This is a genomic window from Streptomyces sp. NPDC029041 (genome assembly GCF_040637515.1).
Taxonomy (GTDB): Bacteria; Actinomycetota; Actinomycetes; order Streptomycetales; family Streptomycetaceae; genus Streptomyces.
Genome location: NZ_JBEZWO010000005.1, coordinates 265,296 through 286,491 on the forward strand (window position 1 = coordinate 265,296; position 21,196 = coordinate 286,491).

The window sequence follows — 21,196 nt, forward strand, 5'->3', positions numbered from 1 at the left end:
CCCGCGCAGGCCCGGGTGGCCGCTCACCGGGACGCCTTCCCGGGCAGGCCCCGGGCGATCACTGGCGGGACGCCTTCCCGTGCAGGCCCGGGTGGCCGCTCACCGGGACGTCTTCCCGGGCAGGCCCCGGGCGATCACTGGCGGGACGCCGCCCGGCGCAGGCCCGGGTGGCCGCTCACCGGGACGCCTTCCCGGGCAGCCCCGGGCGACCACTGGCGGGACGCCTTCCCGCGCAGGCCCGGGTGGCCGCTCACCGGGACGTCTTCCCGGGCAGGCCCCGCGCGGCCGCTCACCGGGATGCCGCCCCGGGCAGGCCCGGGCGGCCGCTCACCGGGACACCTGCCCGGGCAGGCCCCGGACGGCCACTGGCGGGATGCCGCCCGGCGCAGGCCCGGGCGGCCGCTCACTGGGACGTCTTCCCGGGCAGGCCCTGGGCGACCACTGGCGGGATGCCGCCCGGCGCAGGCCCGCGCGACCGCTCACCGGGACGCCTTCCCGGGCAGGCCCCGGGCGACCACTGGCGGGACGCCTTCCCGTGCAGGCCCGGGTGGCCGCTCACCGGGACGCCTGTGGGGAGGTCCGCGGGCGTCTCACCCCTTGCTGACGGCCGCCAGGATCTCCGGCAGCCGCCGGGCCGTCTGCGGCGCGGCCAGTTTCAGCCCCGCCGCCGTGAGCGCCGCCCCGTACGCCGTGCCCACCGGCAGCAGCAGCCACGCCCAGTCGTCGCCGTCGGCGCTCGCGTTCAGCCAGATGGTGAGCGCGATGACGGGCGCGCACAGCAGGGCGGCCGCCATCATCCCGCCGAAGATGGAGATCCAGGCGAGCCCGGTCTGCCCGGGGGCGACGTTCTTGTAGCCCTCCTGCGGGATGGAGTAGGGGAAGCGGGCGGAGGTCCACGCCCCGGTCGCGAGCATCGCGCCGAGCAGCGCGAAGGACAGTCCCAGCGCCTCGGGCAGCCGATGCCAGTCGCCGAGCATGGCGGTCGTCACCACGGTGACCAGCGTGGCGTACGGCAGGGTGATCAGCAGCAGGGCGTACGCCCGGGCGCGCAGTTCGACGTAGGCGTCACGCGTCGAGGAGATCGTCATCGCGACGATCCAGAACGCCGAGGTGTCCTGCCCGAACTGGTTGTACATCTGGATGCCGAGCATCCCGGCGGCGAAGCACGCGAAGTACACCGACCCGGTGCCCTGCCAGGCGTTGAACACCGGCACGATCAGCCCGATGGCCAGCGACGTCACCCAGGCGGCCTTGATCTTCGGGTCGCGCCACACGTACCGCAGGCTGCGCTCCATGACCGTGCCCGTACGGCCCGCCGGCAGCAGCCGCCCCAGCCCGGTCGACGACCGCTCCCTGACGGCCGACTCGGCGCCCGGCAGGGTGGATCCGTCGGGCGAGGTCATCAGCCGCGTCAGATGCCGCGACCAGAGCGCGAGCAGCGCCACCAGCGCACCGGCGGCCAGCCCCAGCTGGGCGAGGGCGAGACCGTAGGACCCCTCGCTCACCGCGTGCACGGCCCAGATCGCGGACGCCGGCGGCACCCAGCGCAGCACCTCCGCCAGCGGGTCGAGCTCGCCCAGTCCCGACGCCCCGAGCCGCTGCGCGCCGAAGTTGACGACCTGCGCCCCGATCGCGATGACGAGCCCGCTGAGCACCGCGAGGTCCCGCCCCTTGCGGCTGGTCAGCAGCCGTACGTTGGCGGCGGCGACGGCCCGCGCGAGGGCCACGCACACCAGCAGCGCCAGCACGACGGCGACCACCCCCACCACGAACGCGGCCCCGCCCCGTGCCACCGCGATCACGGAACCGGCCAGCAGACACAGCGTGAACAACGGCCCGATGCCCACCAGCGAAGCCGTCAGCAGCGCCCGTACCAGCGGCCGGGGGCGCAGCGGCAGCATCACCAGCCGGGTCGGGTCGAGGGTCTCGTCACCGCTGGGGAAGAACAGCGGCATGACCGCCCACCCGAGGCCCAGCACCGCCACCGCCAGAACCACCACCGACTCGGCGTGCGCGTGCCCGCGCAGCGCGATCAGCCCGAGCAGCTGGAGCGCGGCGAAGAGCAGAGCGAAGACGGCGGACGTGATGTAGGCGGCCTTGCGCCCGCCGGACTGCCGCAGTCCGTTGCGCAGCAGCGACAGCTTCAGCCGGATGAAGACGGGGGTGATCGCGGGGGTGCTCACCGCGACCCACCGCCCAGCCAGTCCAGGTCGGACCCGGCGTCCCGGCCCTGGGCGCCGACGAGTTCGAGGAACGCCCGCTGCAGCGAGGGCGCGTCCCCGCGCACCTCGGCGAGGGTGCCGGTGGCGCGGATCCGCCCCGCGGCCATCACGGCGACCCAGTCGCACAACGACTCGACGAGCTCCATGACGTGGGAAGAGAAGACGACCGTGGCGCCCGAGGCCGTGTACCGCTCCAGGACGCCCCGGATGGTCTGCGCGGAGACCGGGTCGACGCCCTCGAACGGCTCGTCCAGGAACAGCACTTCCGGGTTGTGGAGGAGAGCGGCGGCGAGCCCGATCTTCTTGCGCATGCCGGTCGAGTAGTCGACGACCAGTTTGTGCTGGGCCCCGGCCAGGTCGAGGACGTCCAGGAGCTGCGTGGCCCGCTTGTCGACCTCGGCGCCCGGCAGCCCCCGCAACCGGCCGCTGTACGCCAGCAGTTCCCGCCCCGAGAGCCGCTCGAAGAGCCGCAGCCCCTCCGGCAGCACCCCGATCCGGGCCTTCACCTCGACGGGGTCCCGCCACACGTCGTGCCCGACCACCTCGACGGTCCCGTGGTCGGGCCGGAGCAGCCCTGTCACCATCGACAAGGTGGTGGTCTTCCCGGCCCCGTTCGGCCCGACGAGCCCGATGAACTTGCCCGCGGGCAACTCGAGATCGACCCCGGCGACAGCGACCTGCTCCCCGAACCGCTTCCACAGCCCCCGCACCCGCACAGCGCTGGATCCCACCGCGCCTCCCTCCGTCACCTTGCACCCTACGGTGGGGCGTCGCCCTTTTCAGGGGCGCGGGGAACTGCGCGAACGACCACGCGCGTCCGGCAGTCGCCCAACCACAGAAACCAGGCAGGGGAAGAGGCGCGGCTATCGATCCCGCCCGCACGCGTAAGCCAACGGCGAGATCAACTCCTCCGCATCCGGCAGCCACCGATTGGCCGGAGTCGGCCGGCAGGCCCACTGCACGGCCCCCCGGGCCCCGAACCGCGTGGGCGGCGCGGCCACATACGCCCCCTCACCCAGCACGGTGAGATCCAGCGACGACACCGACCACCCCAGCTTCCGCACCAGATCGGGCACCTTCACCCCGGCCCCCGGTAGCACGAAGAACTCCATCCGCCGATCCGGCGTGAGCGTCACCGGCCCGAGCGTCAGCTCCATCCGCTCCATCCGCGCGAGCGCGAGGAACCCGGCCGTCTCCGGCACGGAGATCGCGTCGAAGGTCCGCCCCGTCGGCAGCAGGATCGACGCGGTCGGCTGCTTCTGCCACATCCGCCGCGCGACCGTCGCACTGCCCGTCGCCTGCGTCGCCCAGTCCGGACGCGCCGGGTGCGACCCGGGCGCCGGACACGCCGCGTCACCGCAGGAACAGCGCTGGCTGCCGTCGACGGCTTCGAGCCAGGTGCCGGGGAACACGTCCCAGTGGCGCTCCTCGGCGTAGCGAACAGCGGTCTCCAGCAGCGATTCCCCGCGCTGCTTCGGGATCTGAGCGGCCTGGGCGCCGGCGATCGTCTCTTCCACGATGAACACAACTCTGGTCGTCACCAGGGGTTACGCCTGCCCCCGTGCGCGGGGGAGAGCATCGCCCCTGTTCCCGGGGCGCATGGGTGCATGTGCGGGGGCGCGCAGGAGGAACGGTGGCCGGAGCTGGGTAGCCAGGTGTGGGGTCGGCAACAGCCGTTACCCGGCAATCCTCACATGCCTCGCATTTTCACCTGGTGGGCGGGGCATTGATCTTCACGGCCGGATCTTCTCGCTGGGACGTGAGGGGCTCGGCCGCGGAAGACACGTCAACTCGGTGCGTGGGCAGGCACCGCAGCCACAGGGGGTACGCCATGGCCGCAAGGCCGCTCGTCGCCCGGCAGCCGAACGAACGGCTCCAGGCGCTCATCCAGGAAGCCGGATGCTCCAACGCCGGCCTGGCCCGCCGGGTCAACATGTGCGGCGCCGAGCACAACCTCGACCTGCGCTACGACAAGACGTCCGTGGCGCGCTGGCTGCGCGGACAGCAGCCACGGGGCCGGGCACCGGCGATCATCGCCGAGGCGCTGGGCCGCAAACTCGGCCGTACGGTCACGATCGACGAGATCGGCATGGCCAACGGCAAGAACCTCGCCTCGGGCGTGGGCCTGCAGTTCTCGCCGACGGTGCTGGGGGCCATCGAGCAGGTCTGCGAGCTGTGGCGCAGTGACGTGGGGCGGCGGGACTTCCTGTCCGGCTCCTCCGTCGCCGCGTCCGCGCTGGTCGAGCCCAGCCGGGACTGGCTGATCTCCGCCCCCGACGCGCAGGTGTCGCGCTCGGCGGGGCCGCGCGTGGGGCAGTCCGACGTGCAGGCCGTGCGGGCCATGACGCAGGCGCTGGTGGACCTGGACCACCAGTACGGCAGCGGGCATGTGCGGCCGGTCGTCGTGCACTACCTCAACAGCGTCGTCTCGGGGCTGCTGGCGGGGTCGTACCGGGAAGCGGTCGGGCGGGACCTGTTCGCCGCGGTGGCCCGGCTCACGGAGCTCGCCGGGTACATGGCCGTCGACACGGGACAACCCGGCCTGGCCCAGCGCTACTACATCCAGGCGCTGCGACTGGCGCAGGCCGCCGGGGACCGCGGTTACGGCGGGTACGTCCTCGCGGCCTCCATGAGCCATCTCGCCGCGCAGCTCGGAAACCCGCGGGAGATCGCGCAGTTGGCGCGGGCGGCGCAGGAGGGGGCGCGGGGGCGCGTGTCGCCGCGGGCGGAGTCGATGTTCCTGGCGGCGGAGGCGCGCGGGCACGCCCTCTTGGGTGACGTGCGCGCCGCCCAGTCCGCGGCGGGGCGCGCGGTGAGCGCCCTGGAGGCGGCCGACCCGGCCGCCGGGGACGACCCGGTGTGGATCGCGCACTTCGACGAGGCCTACCTGGCCGACGAGTTGGCCCACTGCCACCGGGATCTCGGGCAGGCCGAGGCGGCGGCGCGGTGCGCGCAGGAGTCGCTGGACGGGCATCCCGAGACGCGGGCGCGCCGCCGGGCCATCGGATATGTGCTGTTGGCCACGGCACAGGTGCAGCAGCGCGAGATCGAGGAGGCGTGCAACACCGGCATGAAGGCCGTGGAGCTGCTGGAGGGGCTGCGGTCCAACCGGGGCGCCGAGTACCTGGAGGACTTCCAGCAGCGGCTGGAGCCGTACCGGGACGAGGCGGTGGTGAGGGAGTTCGGGGCGCGGCTCGACCTGCAGGCGGCTGCGTGAACACAGGGTCTGCGGATGCGTGAACATGCGGGAAACGGCTGCGGCGTGCGGGGGAGGTGACAGGGGCAACGCGCCCTGACCCGCCGGTGTTACCGCGCTCACAGGGCATGCGGTCGGGCCCTGTGCTGCGTGGCACGGGGCTCTGGGGACCCGGTAGCGTGAGCCGACGATTCACAAGGTCCCCCATAAGTAGGAGTCCCGGTGACGCAGAGTGGACAGGGCGAGGAGCCCTCGGCGCGCCCCGCGCGCGAAGGCATCGTGCTGCCCTCCGACGGTGGCGAACCCCTGCTGCCGGGCATGACGGGCGGACCCGCCGACGCCCCCGGCCGCCGCCCCGCCCCGCCCGCGGCGGGCGGGCCGCAGGCGTCGGCCCCCGCGGAGGGCCAGACCTGGGGCCAGCCGTGGGGCCCGGAGCAGCAGCAGACCCCGCCCCCGCCGCCGGGCCGGACCTGGCAGTCCCAGCCCCAGCAGTGGGGCACGCCGGAGCAGCCCGCGTGGGACGCCCAGGCCCCGGGCTCCCTCCCCCCGGAGGGCACCCGGTCCCCGGACCCCTACACCGGCACACCGGCGAACCCCGACCCGTACGGCACGGCCCAGCCGCCCGCGGGCGCCGCCGGGTACGCCTCGTACGGCACCGCCCCGCTGCCCCCGGAGGGCTCCGGCTACGGGCCTGCGCAGGGGGCCGACGCGCACGGTGCCGGAAACGGCGACGCGCGGTCGCCGCAGGCAGGCTCCGGGTACGGATACCCGCCGGGTGCCGGTCAGCCGGCCGGCGGGCCGTACGGCGCTCCGGGTGGGGGAGCACCGCAGCAGTCGTACGGGGGCGGTCTGCCGCCGGCCTCCGGGGCGTACGGGGCACCCGTCGGCGGCGCCCCGCTGCCCGCGCCCGCCGACGAGGGTGCGACCCAATACATACCGCCCGTCGCGGGCGACGCCGCCGCGGCCACGCAGTACCTGCCGCCCGTCGCTCCGGCCGGCGACGAGGGGGCGACCCAGTACATACCCCCGGTGTCCCCGGGGGCGCTGCCGCCCGAGACGCCGTCCGGGGGGGACCCGGAGGCGACGCGGTACCTCGGGACCGGGCCCCGGGCGGGGACGGGAGCCGGGCCGCTGCCGTCGGCCGCGCACCCGGACTCCGAGGCGACGCAGTACATCCCGCCGGTGCCCGGCGGGGACAAGCAGCCGCCCGCCGAGTTCGACAGCCTCTTCCGCAGTGACCGGGGCGCCGGTGCCCCGTCCGGGGCCACCCAGCAGATGCCCCGCATCGAGCAGCCGCAGTCGCGGCCCGCGTACCGCGGCGCCCCCCAGCCCTCCCACGTCCCGCCCGCCGGAGGCGGCTCGCGCGGTGGCCGTACCGGATCGCGTGTGCCCGTCATCGCCGCCGTCGGCCTCGGCATCGCCGTGCTCGGTGTCGGCGCGGGAGCGCTGCTCGCCGGTGGCGGAGGCGGCGGTGAGGACGACAGCGGCGACAAGAAGACCGTGGCCGCCTCCGCCCCCGCGACGGACGGCTCCGCCTCGCCGTCGGCCGACCCGGCCCGGGCCCAGGCGGTGGAACTGGACAAGCTGCTGGCCGACAGCGGCAACAGCCGCAGCACCGTGATCAACGCGGTCGCCGACGTCAAGGGCTGCGACAACCTCCCGCAGGCGGCGAAGGACCTGCGGGACGCGGCCAAGCAGCGCAGCGGGCTCGTCACCCGGCTCTCCGGCGTCGAGGTCGACAAGCTGCCCGGCCACGCCGCGCTGACCGCCGCCCTCACCAAGGCCTGGCAGGCCTCCGCGTCGGCCGACAACCACTACGCGGCCTGGGCCGACCAGACCGCCGGCAAGAAGGGCTGCAAGAAGGGCCAGGCCCGCACCACCAATCAGACCCTGGCCGGCAACCGGGCCAGCGGCGTCGCCAGCACCGAGAAGGCCAAGGCGGCCGGCCTGTGGAACGGGATCGCCAAGAAGTACGGCCTGACCGAGCGCCAGCCGACGCAGCTCTGACGAAACGAAGACGGCCTGGAGGCCCGCCCCGGTGTGAGCTGCGGGGCCGGGGGGAGTCCTGAGGCCCGGGCCCGGTGTGGGCCGGGGTGCGGGGCGCTGGAGAAGTCCCGGAGGCCCGGGCCCGGTGTGGGCCGGGGTGCGGGGCGGGGGAGGCCTGGAGGGACCGGTCCGGTGCGAGCCGCGGGGCGGGGCGGGGGATGTTCCGGAGGCCCGCCCGGCGTGAGCCGTCAGGTGGGGCACGGGGGGAGGCCCGGGCCCGGTGTGGGCCGGGGTGCGGGGCGGGGGAGGCCTGGAGGTCCCGGTCCGGTGCGAGCCGCGGGGCGGGGCGGGGGATGTCCCGGAGGCCCGCCCGGCGTGAGCCGTCAGGTGGGGGCACCGGGGAAGTCCTGAGGTCCGGGCCCCGCGGGAGCCGTGGTGCGGGGTGCTGGAGAAGTCCCGGAGGCCCGCCCGGCGTGAGCCGTCAGGTGGGGCACGGGGGGAGGCCTGGAGGCCCGGGCCCCGCGGGAGCCGCGGTGCGGGGTGCTGGAGAAGTCCCGGAGGCCCGCCCGGCGTGAGCCGTCAGGTGGGGCACCGGGGAAGGGCTGGAGGCCCGGGTCCGGCGGGAGCCGCCGGAGGCGGGGCTCAGGCGCTGACGTCGGCGTTTTCCAGCGTCCGCGTCGTGTCGACGAAGCCCTTGCGCGCCGAGACCAGTCGCCCGTCCCGCACCACCTGGAGGGTCACGTTGGCGTTGACCAGGCGCGGGAAGCCCACGGCGGCGAGCTTGTCCTGGAACCGCCAGCGCAGCCTCGGCGTGAGCCCGCCCGTGCCGACCTGCAGGCCGTCGTTCAGGGCCTCCGTCACCGTGTCGGCACTCACCTCGCCGTCGCCGAGCGACTCGACGATCTGCCGGAACACCGTGTAGGCGATCCATGTGGTCTGCACTCCGGCGTCCGCCGGGTCGATGCGGTTGTCGCCGAAGGCCTGCTCCCGGATCACCTGCTTCATCCCGTCCCAGCGCGGATCACTCGCCACCGGGTACCAGCCGGTGATGTACGAGCCCTCGTAGGGGCCCGAGGCTCCGCCGGTCGCGTCGATCACCGTCTGGTCGACGCTGCCGAGCACGGTCGCCGTCCGCACCTCGGGGAAGTCCTGGCGGGCCCGCCGGAAGGAGTCCATGAAGGTGCCGTTGCGGTCCCCCAGCGCGGGCACCACGCACCCGTCGTCCGCCGTGCCGCCCGCCGTGGCACGCAGGGCACGCTCGGCCTGGCCGTCGTACTCGGTGGCGTCCTCCGCCGCCCGCTGGTCGTGCGAGCCCCGGTGCCCGCCCGCCTTCAGACCGGAGTCGAGCAGCGGGGGCAGCTGGTCCCCCGCGATGGTGTCGGGCCGGATGAGCGCGACGGGCCCGCAACCGGCGAGGGCGCTGCCGAGACCGGCGAGCAGCGCGGGCTGCCCGCCGTTGACGGGGTAGGACAGGGGGCTGGTGAACTCGGCGTTGGTGATGCCGTAGCCGCCGATGTAGGGGATGCCCGCGCCCTCGAGCGAGGGGAAGAACGAGTCCGCGTACTGGCTGTAGGACCCGACGACCGCGACCGCGTTCTCCTTGACGGCCCGCCGGGCGCACTTCGCGGCCGCCACACTGTCGTTGTGGTCGTTGCAGGTCAGCACGTCGAGCTTGCGGCCGTTGATCCCGCCCTTGGCGTTGACCCAGCGCGCGTAGGCGCGGGCGAAGGCGGGCATGCCGGGCTTGTTGGTGGCCTCGGTGTCCTGCGGGGCCCAGGTCATCACGGTGATGGTGTCGTCCCCGACTCCCCCCGTGGTGCCGGGGACGACACCGCATCCGGCGAGGAGCGACGCGCACGCGACCGCCGTGCCCGCGGAGACGATGCCGTGTCTGGCGTGACGGGTGAGGAGGCCGGGGAGGAATGTGCTGCGGGTGCGTCGCCTGCCGGTCATGGTTCCGCACGATTCCGTCACATCACTAACCCTTGCGTGATGTCCGATCAACAATGGGTGACGCACAGGTGAATTGCAGGGGCCGGTGTGACCGATGTGGAGGGGAACGTACGATCGATGACCGTGCAAGCTTCGGAGAACTCTTCCCGTCGTGGCCGTCGCTCATCCACCATGGGCGGCATGCCTGTCAACGACATGCCGTGGTGGCGCTGGCGCAGCAACGTGCGCTCGGCGCTGCACATGCTCTCCGATCCCGGGTTCCAGCGGGACGTCTGGCTGGCCGGTGTGGACGGCTACGGCGACGTGACCGACGCGGTGTACCGGCTGGTCGAGGACACCTGGCTGGATCATTGGTCCGCCGAGAAGTACGTCGGCACGATCTTCCGCGACTCGCAGGAGGCGGCCCTGGTCGACACCGCGGTGCTGCGGGTGCTGCGGATCATGCACCAGGTCGGGCCGGACGCGCCGGTCGCCGCGTACCTCCAGCACGAGGCGTGGCCGGAGGCGGTCCAGGCGGCCCGCGACGCGCATGTGCGGCTCGCCGCGAGTGACGGCGAGGAGCCGGACGCCGCGCCGCGCAGCCTGGACGTGCTGCGGATCATGACCAGGTCCGCGTAGCGGTCTTCCGAGCCGGCCGGACCGGCGGCCGGGCGGCGGTCCGACCTGCGGGACGGTTGCCGGTCGTGTCGTCCCCTGTGGGAACCTGTCCTGCATGAACGAGCAGTCCACCAGCGCCGCGGCCCCGGCCGACCAGTACGTCCTCACCCTTTCCTGCCCGGACAGGAAGGGCATCGTGCACGCCGTGTCGAGCTACCTGTTCATGACCGGCTGCAACATCGAGGACAGTCAGCAGTTCGGCGACCACGACACGGGACTGTTCTTCATGCGGGTCCACTTCTCGGCGGACGCCCCGGTGACCGTGGAGAAGCTGCGGGCCAGCTTCGCGGCGATCGGCGACTCCTTCCAGATGGACTGGCAGATCAACCGGGCCGACCAGAAGATGCGCATCCTGCTGATGGTCAGCAAGTTCGGGCACTGCCTGAACGACTTGCTGTTCCGGGCGCGGACCGGGGCGCTGCCGGTGGAGATCGCCGGAGTGGTGTCGAACCATACGGACTTCGCCGAGCTGGTGGGGTCGTACAACATCCCCTTCCACCACATTCCGGTGACGAAGGACACGAAGGCGGAGGCCGAGGGGCGGCTGCTCGACATCGTGCGTGAGGAGGGTGTCGAGCTGGTCGTGCTCGCCCGGTACATGCAGGTGCTGTCGGACGACCTGTGCAAGGCGCTCTCCGGGCGGATCATCAACATCCACCACTCGTTCCTGCCGAGCTTCAAGGGGGCGAAGCCGTATCACCAGGCACATGCCCGGGGTGTGAAGCTGATCGGTGCGACCGCTCATTACGTGACGGCTGATCTCGACGAGGGGCCGATCATCGAGCAGGAGGTCGAGCGGGTCGGGCACGACGTGACGCCTGAGGGGCTTGTCGCGATCGGGCGGGACGTGGAGTGCCAGGCGTTGGCCCGGGGTGTGAAGTGGCATGCCGAGCGGAGGATTCTGCTCAATGGGCGGCGGACTGTGATCTTCGCCTAGGAGCTCGGGTTGTCCTGTTTCGTGGCGGGTGCGGGTTGTGCGTGGTTGTTCGCGCAGTTCCCCGCGCCCCCAAAAAACCTCACATCCTGCTCAGTGATGCCGCCGCGAACAGGACGTCTCTGATCGCCTCCTTGTCTCCGACCTGGCCCGCTGCCGCCTCCTGCGGAGGGACGTGGCCGGCGGCCAGGCGGCAGAACTCGACGCCGTCCAGGGCCACATGGGCCACCTCGTGCTCGGCGGAGCCCTTCGCCGCGGGGGAGTCGAGGGGGATCAGCCACTCGCCGCCGCCCGAGCCCTCGATCTCCAGGCGGAGGCTGCGGCCCGGTTCGCCCGCGGCGACCAAGTGGCGGTGGTGGGCCGGGGCGGCCAGACCGGCCCGCCGGCGGTGGGCGAGGGCTGTCGGCAGCATGCGGGCCGCCAGGTCGATCATGCGGTGCAGATGGCGCGGCGAGGGCGGGGCGTAGGGGTAGTCCACCGCCTCGGCGATGTCCTCCCCGTGCACCCAGCACTCGAAGGCGCGATCCAGCATCGCGTCGTGCAGGGGCAGTTCGAAGTCGCCGTACGACACCGGTGTCATCTCCGCGCCGCCGCGCGTGAACGACACCGTGCGCACGAGGCTGTGGCTCTGCTCCCGCCAGGGCGTCCGGACGGACCGGGTGGGCGGGAAGTGGGAGGCGCGCCAGAACGCCTCGGTGCGGGACGCCGGCGTAGGACGCTTGGACGGGACGTCGCCCAGCGGGTCGTCCAGGCCGAGCGCGACCCCCACCAGGCCGTCGACGCTGAGCAGATGGGCGATGACGCCGGCGACGGTGGTGCGGCGGCTCGTCGACTCGTCGGAGCGGAACCAGCGCAGCCGTACCGGCGCGTGCCACTCGGCGTCGCCGAAGTCCTGCAGCAGGGCGTCCAGGCGCGCGGTCTCGGCATCGTACGCGGCGGCCCACTCCGGTACCGGGATGCGCGGCGGGCGCCGCTCCAGACAGGTGTCCAGGACACGGGTGCGCAGTCCCGGGTCCAGGTCCAGGCTCTCGGGGCGTTGCAGCAGCCCGACCGCCTCGCGCAGCCGCCGGGCCTCGTCGGCGCAGGACCCGCAGGCACCGAGGTGCTCTTCGACGGCGGCGGCCTCCTCGGCCGAACACGCGGCCAGCGCCCAGGCACCGAGCAGGGCCTTCAGCACGGGGTGCTCGAAGACGGCCGGGGCGGGTGGGCGCAGCGGTACCTCGTCGCGCCGCGGCGCCGCCGTGTCGCCGAGGTCCCCCGGCGGGGGCAGCGGCAGCCCGCTGTCCTCGACGGAGGCCCGGGGCGGGGGAATCCGCGGCGGCCGCCCGTGCTCCGGAACGTCACCGCTGCCGTGCCCGGTGTCGCCGCTCTCAGGTCGAATGCCGCCCTCGTCAGGGGAGTCGCGGGTGGTGCCCTTCTCCTCGTGGCCGGCGTCCCCCTCGCCGTACTCGTGCGCCTCGAACCCGTCCGGCCCGTTCACACCGCACCCCCGTGTCCCGGCGGTGTGCCGGGGGGCTCGGTGTCGTGGGCGGTGGAGAGCAGTTGCAGGCCGAGCCGCAGGCGGCGGCGGGCCTCGTCCTCGGTGATGCCGAGGTCGGTGGCCGTCTGGCGGTAGTCGCGGCGCTGGAAGTAGGCCCGCTCCAGCGCCGAGCGCAGCGGGACGGGCATGGACTGCACGATGTAGTCGGCGCGGGCGGCGACCGAGGCGCGGCGCACCCGGCGCTCCAGTTCCTCCGTGGTGCCGGCACCCTCCCGGGCGAGGGCGGCGGTCTCGGTGGCGCGCAGTCGCTGCACCGCGAGCCGGTGGGTCAGGGAGGCGATCCAGGTGCGCAGCGGACCCTGCCCGGGGTCGTAGGAGTCGGGATGCTCCCAGACGTGGATGAAGACCTCGCGGGTGATGCCGTCGGCGGCGCGCTCGTCGCCGAGCACGCGGTGGGCGAGGCCGTGCACGAGGGAGGCGAACCGGTCGTAGAGCTCACCGAGGGCGGCCGCTTCGCCGCGGGCGAGCCGCTGCTGCATCTTGCGGTCCCAGCGAGGCGGTGCGTCCTTTCTCGCCATGCCCTCACCCCCTGCTCGTGTCCCGCGCCCGTGCTCTGTCCAGCCTGTGCCCGATGTCTCCTCGAATGTAGTCGGCACGTCCGGTGGCGCACGCCCCTTTGTGGCAATGTGCGCCCCCTGAGCGGCTGCAAGTGGTAGAGGACCGCCGGCACCTGCACCGGAGGCCTTTGGACTCCCGCCTACCCCGCCGTCCGTCGATCAGACATGACTGAAAAAGGATCGAACAGGATCGAAGTCGGCCAAATCAAGCCTCTTCTGCGGGGGATCCGTTTTCCGGGTTGCGTTTCAGGGAACCGCCGCTGGGCAGCCGCGCTGCAAGGAAGCGTAGGGTCTGCTTCCGGTTTGGCGATCGAAGGGCGTGGTGGTGACCTTCAAAGTGACCGGCGGCGAGCAGGGCGAATGGGCCGTGCTCCAGGTGTCGGGCGAGCTGGATCTGGTGACGTCACCGGTGCTGCGTCAGCGCGTGCACGACGTGGTGGCCGAGGGGCATCACTGTCTCGTCCTGGATCTGTCCGAAGTGTTCTTCTGCGACTCCAGCGGTGTCGGCGTGCTCATCGCGGCCCGCCGGCTGATCCGCTCCTGCCAGGGCCGGCTGCGCCTCGTGCTGCCCGCCCGCGGCGCGGCCGACGGGTCCCACGTGAACCGCGTCCTCGGCGCGCTGGGCGTACGCAGACTGTTCGACGTGTACGGCGATGTGGACGCGGCCCTCGGAGACGAGGGCGAACCCCTGTCCGCGTGACGGCCCGATGACGCACCGTACGGCGAATGTCGCTGTTCCGGCACGCCGTTGTCCCGGAATTCCCCCGGTCTTGGCACAAGTGACGTTTTCGCGCGCCCGAACGGCGCCCTCCGTCGTACGCTCCGACCCAGACGTACCCCACCCGACGTAAGGCGGCCCGAAAGAGACATGGTCAGCAGCGAGTACGAGCGCAGGATCGCCGCCCGGTTCGCCACCTTCGACCAGGACGGCAACGGCTACATCGACCGCGAGGACTTCTACGGCGCGGCCAAGGCGCTGCTCACGGAGTTCGGCGTGGCGGCCCGGTCCGACAAGGGACAGGCCCTGTACGGCGGTGCCGAGGCCTTCTGGCAGGGCATGGCCGGGATAGCGGACCGCGACGGCGACCAGCGCATCACGCGCGAGGAGTTCGTCAACGGCGCGGTCAAGCGCCTGCGCGACAACCCCGACCGGTTCGCCGAGATCGCCCGCCCCTTCCTGCACGCGGCTCTGGACGTCGCGGACACCGACGGTGACGGGGCGGCGACGGTCGAGGAGGCCGGCCGAGTCCTGAAGTGCCTCGGCGTCCCCGAGGACGCCGCCGGACCGGCTGCCGCCACGCTCGACGCGGACGGCGACGGCAAGGTCGGCGAGACCGAGGTCGTCCCGGCCTTCGCCCGCTACTTCACCGTGCCCGAGTAGGGCCACGCGCGCCCTTTCGCCGTAGGGGTTGTTGTGGGCGGGCGGCTGTGGGCTGTCGGTGGTTGTTCGCGCAGTTCCCCGCGCCCCTGGGGGGCCTGTGCGCTGTGGGTCGCGTGTCCGCCGGGGCGTGGGTTGTCGGTGCCCTTTCGCCGTAGGGGCTGTTGTGGGCGGGCGGCTGTGGGCTGTCGGTGGTTGTTCGCGCAGTTCCCCGCGCCCCTGGGGGGCCTGTCCGCTGTGGGTCGCGTGTCCGCCGGGGCGTGGGATGTCGGTGCCCTTTCGCCGTAGGGGCTGTTGTGGGCGGGCGGCTGTGGGCTGGCGGTGGTTGTTCGCGCAGTTCCCCGCGCCCCTGGGGGGCCCGCCCGGTGCCGGTCATGTGCCCGAGTAGCGCTCGCGGAGCCGGTACTTCAGCACCTTCCGCAGGGTCTCGCCCCGCGGAAGGGCGTCCACCACCTCCAGCCGCTCCGGCAGCTTGTGCGCCGCCAGGCCCTCGGCGCGCAGGAAGGCGGTCAGGTCCGCGAGCGTCAAGGTCCCGGCGTCCGGCGGCTGTTCCACGACCGCGCACACCAGCTCGCCGCGCGCCGTGTCGGGCAGCCCGATCACGGCCACGTCCCCGACCGCCGGATGCCGGTGCAGCAGGTCCTCGATCTCCTGGGCCGAGATGTTCTCGCCCTTGCGGATGATCACGTCCTTCAGCCGGCCGGTGAGGACCAGGTGCCCGGTGTCCGTGAGCCGACCGAGGTCGCCGGTGCGCAGGAACCCCTGCTCGTCGAAGGCCTCCGCGGTCTGCCCCGGATCCAGGTACCCGCGGCAGACCGCCTCCCCGCGCAGCCGCACCTCCCCGTCCACGATCCGGATCTCCATCCCCTCCGGCGGCCGTCCCTCGGTCGTCGCCAGCAGCTCGGGGTCGTCGTCCGGCGCCCCCATGGTGATCATCGGCACCTCGGTCATGCCGTACCCGTGGGTGAGCCGCACGCCCATCTCGCGCACGACCGCGTGGTACAGCTCCGGCGGCTTGGGCGCCCCGCCGCCCGCCAGCAGCCGCAGTGACGGCACCACCGGTTCGCCCGGCCGCTTGCGCTGCTCCGCGAGGAACATCGAGTAGAACGCCGTCGACCCGCCCGCCATCGTCACCCCGTGCGCGCGGTACGCCGCCAGCGCGTCCGGCAGCGCGAACTGCTCGAACAGCACCGCCGGAAAGCCGTACAGCAGCAGCATCACCGTGTAGTCGGGGCCGCCGATGTGCGCGTACGGGAAGGCGATCGAGCCCACGTCGTCCGCCGAGGGGCGCAGCGCGTGCGCGAGGCAGGAGCCGCCCGCGAGCAGCGAACGGTCCGTGTGCAGCACACCCTTGGGGTCGGAGGTCGTGCCGGACGTCCAGTAGATCCAGCGGACCGCGGTGCCGTCGCGGGGCGGGGGAGGCAGCACGGACGGATCGCCCTCGGGCAGGTCGTCGTAGGCCTCGAAGACGCCCTTCGCGCCCAGCCGCCGGGCCATCTCCGCGTGGTCGAACCCGCGCCAGGTGCCCGGCACCGCGAAGAACTCCGCCCTGGACTCGCGCAGCGCGAAGCCGACCTCGCGGTCCCGGTAGAAGGGAATCACCGGGGTCTGCACGGCGCCCAGCCGGGCCAGGGCGAAGGACAGCACGGCCGTCTCGATGCGGGTGGGCAGCTGCCAGGCGACCACCGTGCCGGGGCGTACCCCCATGCCGTACAGCCCGGCCGCGACCCGCTCGGCGCGGGCGCGCAGCGCCTCGAAGGTGAGCGTGCGGCCGTCCTGGTGGAACAGCGGCCGGCCGGGGGTGAGGGCGGCGCGGCGGGTCACCAGCTCCCACAGCGTGGCCGACGAACTCAGGGCGTGCGGGGTCTCGTTCACGGCTGCGCCCCCTGCTCCTTGGCTGACGGGTCGTCAGATGGGATGCTAGCTGACGAGCCATCAGATAAGTACCGTCCGGCGGAGGGGACCCATGGCCACCGAACTGCCCCGCATCATCAGCGTCGACGACCACGTGATCGAGCCCGCCCACCTCTTCGACACCTGGCTGCCGGCCAGGTACCGCGAGCGCGGCCCCAGGGCGCTGACCGCCGGCATCGGTGAACTCGCCTACATCGGCGGCAAGTACCGGATCACCATGGACCCGGACGGCCAGCCCACCGACTGGTGGATCTACGAGGACCTGAAGTTCCCGTACAAACGCAACATCGCCGCCGTCGGCTTCGACCGGGACGAGATGACCCTGGAGGGCATCACCCGCGAGGAGATGCGGCCCGGCTGCTGGGACCCCAAGGAGCGCCTGAAGGACATGGACCTCAACCATGTCGAGGCGAGCCTGTGCTTCCCCAGCTTCCCGCGCTTCTGCGGCCAGACCTTCGCCGAGGCGCACGACAAGGAGGTCGCCCTCGCCTGTGTGCGCGCCTACAACGACTGGATGGTCGAGGAGTGGTGCGGCGACAGCGGCGGGCGGCTCATCCCGCTGTGCCTGATCCCGCTGTGGGACGTCGGCCTGGCAGTCGAGGAGATCCGCCGCAACGCCGCACGCGGGGTGAAGGCGGTGACCTTCTCCGAGATCCCCACCCACCTCGGGCTGCCGTCCATCCACTCCGGCTACTGGGACCCGTTCTTCGCGGTCTGCCAGGAGACCGGGACGGTCGTCAACATGCACATCGGCTCGTCCTCGCAGATGCCGGCCGCCTCCCCGGACGCCCCGCCCGCCGTCCAGGCCTCCCTCAGCTTCAACAACGCCATGGCCTCGATGATGGACTTCCTCTTCAGCGGGGTCCTGGTGCGCTTCCCGCGGCTGAAACTCGCCTACTCCGAGGGCCAGATGGGCTGGGTCCCGTACGCCCTGGAGCGCGCCGACGACGTCTGGGCGGAGCACCGGGCCTGGGGCGGCGTGCGCGACACGGTCCCCGAGCCGCCCTCCACGTACTACTACCGGCAGATGTACTGCTGCTTCTTCCGCGACAAGCACGGCGTGGCGTCCCTGGACGTGGTCGGCCGCGACAACGCCACCTTCGAGACCGACTACCCGCACGTCGACTCGACCTTCCCGCACACCAAGGAGGTCGCCCTGGAGCACGTCGCGGGCCTCGACGACGAGACGGTGTACAAGCTCATGCGGGGCAACGCCATCCGGATGCTCGACCTGGACCTCGACCGCTGATGGACCTGTCGGACACGCCCGAGGAGGCCGCCTTCCGGGCCCGGCTGCGGGAGTGGCTCGCGGCGGTGCTCCCCGGCCTCCCGCCCCCGCCGTCCCCCGGCGACTGGCCGGGGCGGCGGGCCTACGACCTCGGCTGGCAGCGCCGGCTCCACGACGCGGGGTACGCCGGCGTCCACTGGGACGCCACCCCGAGCGTCCGCCTGATCTTCCTGGAGGAGACCGAGCGGGCCGGTGCACCCTATGTGGGCGCCAACTTCGTGGGCCTGCTGCACGCCGGTCCGACGATCGCCGCGGAGGGCACCCCGGACCAGCGGGCGCGCTGGCTGCCGCTGATCCTGCGCGGGGAGGAGGTCTGGTGCCAGGGCTTCAGCGAACCGGAGGCGGGCTCCGACCTCGCGGCCCTGCGCACCCGCGCACGGCGCGACGGCGACGCCTACGTGGTGACCGGCTCCAAGATCTGGACGTCCCACGCGGAAGTCGCCGACTGGTGCGAGCTGTTGGTCCGCACCGACCCCGACGCCCCCAGGCACCGGGGCATCACCTGGCTGGCGATGCCCATGGACGCACCCGGCGTCACCGTACGGCCGCTGAGGACGCTCGCCGGTCCGGCCGAGTTCGCCGAGGTGTTCCTGGACGAGGTGCGGGTGCCGGCGGCGAACCGGGTCGGGGAGGAGAACGACGGCTGGCGCGTGACCATGGTGACGCTGTCCTTCGAACGCGGTACGGCGTTCGCCGGCGAGGTCGTGGCCTGCCGGCGCGTGCTGGCCGAGGTGGCCGTCGAGGCCCGCAAGAACGGCCGCTGGGACGACCCCGCCCTCAGGCGCAGGCTGGGCAGGCTGCACGCCGAGTTCCGGGCGCTGTGGCGGCTCACGCAGTGGAACGTCAGCGCGGCGGAGGCGACGGGCGGGGTGCCGGGCGCCGGCGGCTCGGTCTTCAAGCTCCGCTACTCGCACGCCCGCCAGGAGCTCTACGACGCCGCCGCCGAGGTGCTCGGCCCCGACTGCCTCGATCTGGACCGGCGGTGGACCCTCGACCGGCTGTCCTCCCTGGCGTACACCATCGCGGCCGGCACCTCGCAGATCCAGCACAACATCATCGCCGAGCGCATCCTCGGCCTGCCGAAGGGACGGTGAGGTGCCGTGCGGTTCCGTCCGACCGACGACCAACGGGCTCTGCGGGAGGCCGTGCGCGAGGCCCTGGCCCGGCGCTTCGACGGGGACGCGTTGCGGGCTGCGGTGGCGGGTGCGGGAGTTCGGAGCGCCGGTGCCGGAGGTGAGAGGGCGGGGTGTGCCGAGGGCGCCGGCGGCGGTTCGGGCGTCGGCCGTTCAGCGGCGGTCGATGCCGGTTCGGGGACTCGAAGGGCGGTGCGTTCCGAGGGTCGTGGCGCTGCGGGCGCGAAGTGTTCAGCGGTGGTCGACGGCCGCGCGGTGACTGAAGGGGCGGGGCGTTCCGAGGGCGGTGGCGGTCGGGGCGCGGGGCGGTCAGGGGCGGATGGTGGCGGTACGGGCGGTGAGGGGCCGGAAGCCTCTGCGGCTCCCGAGGGCGAAGCGCGGCTCGATCGGGGGCTGTGGCAGGGCCTCGGGGAGCTCGGGCTCTTCGCCCTGCGGCTGCCGGAGGCGGAGGGTGGGGTCGGACTCGGGCTGCCGGAGGCCGTGTTGGTGTTCGAGGAGGCCGGGCGGGTGCTGCTGCCCGGGCCGCTCGTCGCCACCCACCTCGCGGCCGGGTCCGTACCGGGCGCCGCCACCGGGGAGACGGTGGTCGCGGCCGTGGACGGCGGACTCGTGGAGTGGCTGGCGGAGGCGGACGTCGTGCGCGGGGACGCCGCCGGGGCCGTGCCCCTGCGCTCGCTGGATCCGCTCACGCCCCTGCACCGCGTACCCGCCGGGCCGCCCGCGCCCGACCCCGTCGCGATCCTGCTCTCCGCCGCCGAGCAACTCGGCACGGCCGTCCGCGTCGGCGAACTCGCGGCGCAACACGCCCGGGCGCGCGAACAGTTCGGCCGCCCCGTCGGCGCCTTCCAGGCGGTGGCACATCTGTGCGCGGGGATCCTGGTCCGGGCGGAGACGGCCCGTGCCGCTGTGTACGCGGCCGCCGTCACCGCCGACCCCGCCGACATCGCCGCGGCCCGGCTCCTCGCCGACGAGGCCGCCGTGCGCGGCGCCCGCGACTGTCTCCAGGTGCACGGCGGCATGGGCTTCACCTGGGAGTCCGAGGTCCACCTGCATCTGAAACGCGCATGGGTTCGAACCCAGCGTGCGGGCGGTGTGACGGATAGTGAGGAGATGCTCGCGGCGGCTCTGACGTCCGAGACGGTCTGACGGGCCGTCTGGCTGCGGTGTCGCCCCGCACGCCTCCGGAGATGTCGCGGATCGTGGCACACCGGAATCACGGAGCGTTGATACCGGCTTGTGTCCTCAGTGTGACTCGTTACGGCCCGGAGTCGATTGCCCACTCCGGTACCTTGTGTGAGATGCGAGTGGCTCCGAGCGCAGTGCGACCCCGTGGCGCCGCCTGTTCGACTGCCCGCGACGGGCGTCGCACAGTATGCCGCACGGGTACTCCTTCGCGCTGGAATATGCCCGAAGCGCTTGTTGACGTGACTGTACGTCAACCATGCTGTCCCACAAGGGATTCACGTTCCGTGATCCCTGTCCCGGCCGTTGTTCTGGCCATGCAGAAAATGGCTACGATCGTGGCCCTCGTGAGGCGCGAGCCTAAGTGTCCGCCGGTTCGGATGGTGTGAGCGGTGCAGGTGCTTCAAGTGCAGCTGGAGATCCGGCCCGACCCCGCAGAAGTGGGGCGAGCCCGGCGGTGGGCCCGCTCCCGCCTGGCCGGGTCCGGGATACAGGCCGACGAACCCCTCGCCGAGACGTTGATCCTGCTCGTCTCCGAACTGGTCACCAACGCCGTGGTGCACACCGGACGTCCCGCCGTCCTGCGGCTGTCCCTGCCCCCCGTGGTGACGGAGGAGGCCACGGTCCGGCTCGAGGTCGCGGACCGCAGCGGCCGGGCCCCGGTGCCCCGGTGCGCCGGTGACGACGCGACCGGCGGCCGGGGCCTGGCCCTCGTGGACGGCCTCGCCGACCGCTGGGGCTGGAGCGTCGAGGCCACCGGCAAGCGCATCTGGTGCGAACTGGACCGGTGTGCGAAGTCCGGCGACGCCGCGACGTCGTGCGGGGGCGGCGCGGTGGCGTACGGCGGCGGGGCGGCCTTCGAGGGGCTGGCGTACGAAGCGGTGTAGGGCCGCAGCCCCCGCCCGCGCCTGCCGGACGCGGTGTACGACGGCACATGCCGCGGGTGTGTGCGGCGAGGTCGGGGCACGGATGCACCGGGCCGGCGGGTTCGGCCGGGCCATGCGGCGGTGCGCCGGGACGTGCTTCCGTGCGCGCCTACGGCAAAAGCCTCAAGAGTGACAAAACGCCGGACGGGTGTTGACGGGTCGTGATCGCTTGCTCACGCTTGTGGGCAGCGATTCGCCGTGAGGGGACGGCGAGGGCTTCGGTGGACGGCAGCCCTCGGCGAGTGTGAGTCGTGATTCGGCGTCGGCTTCCTTCAGGGGCGGGGAGCCGGGGCGGGAGCGCCGGAGTCGGGTGGCGGCGCGCGCTGCCGT

General features: G+C 73.3%; 17 protein-coding genes. 10 read left to right on the forward strand and 7 right to left on the reverse strand.

Annotated features, from left to right (window positions below; genetic code table 11):
* Nucleotides 1–590: 590 nt before the first annotated feature.
* The 3 genes from AB0F04_RS14575 to AB0F04_RS14585 all read right to left on the reverse strand — a co-directional run bounded on the left by AB0F04_RS14575 (nt 591) and on the right by AB0F04_RS14585 (nt 3,748).
* Complete coding sequence (locus tag AB0F04_RS14575) at nt 591–2,183, reverse strand: transporter (protein ID WP_362041268.1); 1,593 nt, start codon at nt 2,181–2,183, stop codon at nt 591–593.
* The gene (locus AB0F04_RS14580) at nt 2,180–2,971 is read right to left on the reverse strand and encodes an ABC transporter ATP-binding protein (protein WP_362041270.1); all 792 of its coding nucleotides are present in this window, start codon (nt 2,969–2,971) and stop codon (nt 2,180–2,182) included. Before AB0F04_RS14580 ends, AB0F04_RS14575 begins: the two co-directional genes overlap by 4 nt.
* A gap of 114 nt (nt 2,972–3,085) precedes the next feature.
* Complete coding sequence (locus AB0F04_RS14585; protein ID WP_362041272.1) at nt 3,086–3,748, reverse strand: bifunctional DNA primase/polymerase; 663 nt, start codon at nt 3,746–3,748, stop codon at nt 3,086–3,088.
* A 305-nt stretch (nt 3,749–4,053) separates the two neighbouring features.
* Here AB0F04_RS14585 and AB0F04_RS14590 point away from each other — a divergent pair, with 305 nt between their 5' ends.
* Nucleotides 4,054–5,439, forward strand: a complete 1,386-nt coding sequence (locus tag AB0F04_RS14590) for a transcriptional regulator (protein ID WP_362041273.1) — start codon at nt 4,054–4,056, stop codon at nt 5,437–5,439.
* A 201-nt stretch (nt 5,440–5,640) separates the two neighbouring features.
* Nucleotides 5,641–7,425 (forward strand): hypothetical protein, encoded by a 1,785-nt coding sequence (locus AB0F04_RS14595; RefSeq protein WP_362041275.1) that lies wholly within the window; start codon nt 5,641–5,643, stop codon nt 7,423–7,425.
* Between the two features lie 621 nt (nt 7,426–8,046).
* On the opposite strand, the gene AB0F04_RS14600 is transcribed toward AB0F04_RS14595, so the two are convergent.
* Nucleotides 8,047–9,357 carry an ABC transporter substrate-binding protein gene (locus AB0F04_RS14600; protein WP_362041277.1) on the reverse strand — a complete coding sequence of 437 codons (1,311 nt, stop codon included), beginning with the start codon at nt 9,355–9,357 and terminating at the stop codon, nt 8,047–8,049.
* Nucleotides 9,358–9,474: 117 nt separating this feature from the next.
* On the opposite strand from AB0F04_RS14600, the gene AB0F04_RS14605 reads away from it, so the two are divergent.
* Complete coding sequence (locus AB0F04_RS14605; protein WP_344466673.1) at nt 9,475–9,975, forward strand: hypothetical protein; 501 nt, start codon at nt 9,475–9,477, stop codon at nt 9,973–9,975.
* 94 nt (nt 9,976–10,069) lie between these two features.
* Nucleotides 10,070–10,951, forward strand: coding sequence for a formyltetrahydrofolate deformylase (gene purU, locus AB0F04_RS14610; protein WP_362041279.1), 882 nt, complete (start codon nt 10,070–10,072; stop codon nt 10,949–10,951).
* A 79-nt stretch (nt 10,952–11,030) separates the two neighbouring features.
* Here the strand turns inward: purU and AB0F04_RS14615 are convergent, their stop codons facing one another.
* Together AB0F04_RS14615 and AB0F04_RS14620 are read right to left on the reverse strand one after the other, a co-directional pair.
* Nucleotides 11,031–12,329 carry a zf-HC2 domain-containing protein gene (locus tag AB0F04_RS14615; protein ID WP_362041943.1) on the reverse strand — a complete coding sequence of 433 codons (1,299 nt, stop codon included), beginning with the start codon at nt 12,327–12,329 and terminating at the stop codon, nt 11,031–11,033.
* 95 nt (nt 12,330–12,424) lie between these two features.
* Nucleotides 12,425–13,006, reverse strand: coding sequence for a sigma-70 family RNA polymerase sigma factor (locus AB0F04_RS14620; protein WP_362041281.1), 582 nt, complete (start codon nt 13,004–13,006; stop codon nt 12,425–12,427).
* 358 nt (nt 13,007–13,364) lie between these two features.
* Between AB0F04_RS14620 and AB0F04_RS14625 the strand changes: the two genes are divergently transcribed.
* Entirely contained in the window at nt 13,365–13,745 is a 381-nt protein-coding gene (locus AB0F04_RS14625; RefSeq protein ID WP_030849533.1) for an STAS domain-containing protein, read from the forward strand.
* 168 nt (nt 13,746–13,913) lie between these two features.
* Nucleotides 13,914–14,426 carry an EF-hand domain-containing protein gene (locus tag AB0F04_RS14630; protein WP_362041283.1) on the forward strand — a complete coding sequence of 171 codons (513 nt, stop codon included), beginning with the start codon at nt 13,914–13,916 and terminating at the stop codon, nt 14,424–14,426.
* Nucleotides 14,427–14,795: 369 nt separating this feature from the next.
* Here AB0F04_RS14630 and AB0F04_RS14635 read toward each other — a convergent pair whose 3' ends face one another.
* On the reverse strand, nt 14,796–16,298 hold the full coding sequence (locus AB0F04_RS14635; protein WP_362041285.1) for an AMP-binding protein: 1,503 nt from the start codon (nt 16,296–16,298) through the stop codon (nt 14,796–14,798).
* Between the two features lie 91 nt (nt 16,299–16,389).
* On the opposite strand from AB0F04_RS14635, the gene AB0F04_RS14640 reads away from it, so the two are divergent.
* The 4 genes from AB0F04_RS14640 to AB0F04_RS14655 all read left to right on the forward strand — a co-directional run bounded on the left by AB0F04_RS14640 (nt 16,390) and on the right by AB0F04_RS14655 (nt 20,827).
* Nucleotides 16,390–17,586 carry an amidohydrolase family protein gene (locus AB0F04_RS14640; RefSeq protein WP_362041287.1) on the forward strand — a complete coding sequence of 399 codons (1,197 nt, stop codon included), beginning with the start codon at nt 16,390–16,392 and terminating at the stop codon, nt 17,584–17,586.
* Entirely contained in the window at nt 17,586–18,719 is a 1,134-nt protein-coding gene (locus tag AB0F04_RS14645; protein WP_362041289.1) for an acyl-CoA dehydrogenase family protein, read from the forward strand. The genes AB0F04_RS14640 and AB0F04_RS14645 overlap by 1 nt, the downstream gene beginning before the upstream one ends.
* 294 nt (nt 18,720–19,013) lie before the next feature.
* Nucleotides 19,014–19,904 carry an acyl-CoA dehydrogenase family protein gene (locus AB0F04_RS14650; protein WP_362041291.1) on the forward strand — a complete coding sequence of 297 codons (891 nt, stop codon included), beginning with the start codon at nt 19,014–19,016 and terminating at the stop codon, nt 19,902–19,904.
* A 443-nt stretch (nt 19,905–20,347) separates the two neighbouring features.
* Nucleotides 20,348–20,827 carry an ATP-binding protein gene (locus tag AB0F04_RS14655; protein WP_362041945.1) on the forward strand — a complete coding sequence of 160 codons (480 nt, stop codon included), beginning with the start codon at nt 20,348–20,350 and terminating at the stop codon, nt 20,825–20,827.
* The last annotated feature ends 369 nt before the right edge of the window (nt 20,828–21,196 follow it).

Coding starts and splice junctions, on each gene's coding strand:
- AB0F04_RS14590 (WP_362041273.1), top strand. CDS start 4,054: ATGGCCGCAAGGCCGCTCGTCGCCCGGCAGCCGAACGAACGGCTCCAG.
- AB0F04_RS14600 (WP_362041277.1), bottom strand. CDS start 9,357: ATGACCGGCAGGCGACGCACCCGCAGCACATTCCTCCCCGGCCTCCTC.
- AB0F04_RS14605 (WP_344466673.1), top strand. CDS start 9,475: ATGACCGTGCAAGCTTCGGAGAACTCTTCCCGTCGTGGCCGTCGCTCA.
- purU (WP_362041279.1), top strand. CDS start 10,070: ATGAACGAGCAGTCCACCAGCGCCGCGGCCCCGGCCGACCAGTACGTC.
- AB0F04_RS14620 (WP_362041281.1), bottom strand. CDS start 13,006: ATGGCGAGAAAGGACGCACCGCCTCGCTGGGACCGCAAGATGCAGCAG.
- AB0F04_RS14630 (WP_362041283.1), top strand. CDS start 13,914: ATGGTCAGCAGCGAGTACGAGCGCAGGATCGCCGCCCGGTTCGCCACC.
- AB0F04_RS14640 (WP_362041287.1), top strand. CDS start 16,390: ATGGCCACCGAACTGCCCCGCATCATCAGCGTCGACGACCACGTGATC.
- AB0F04_RS14645 (WP_362041289.1), top strand. CDS start 17,586: ATGGACCTGTCGGACACGCCCGAGGAGGCCGCCTTCCGGGCCCGGCTG.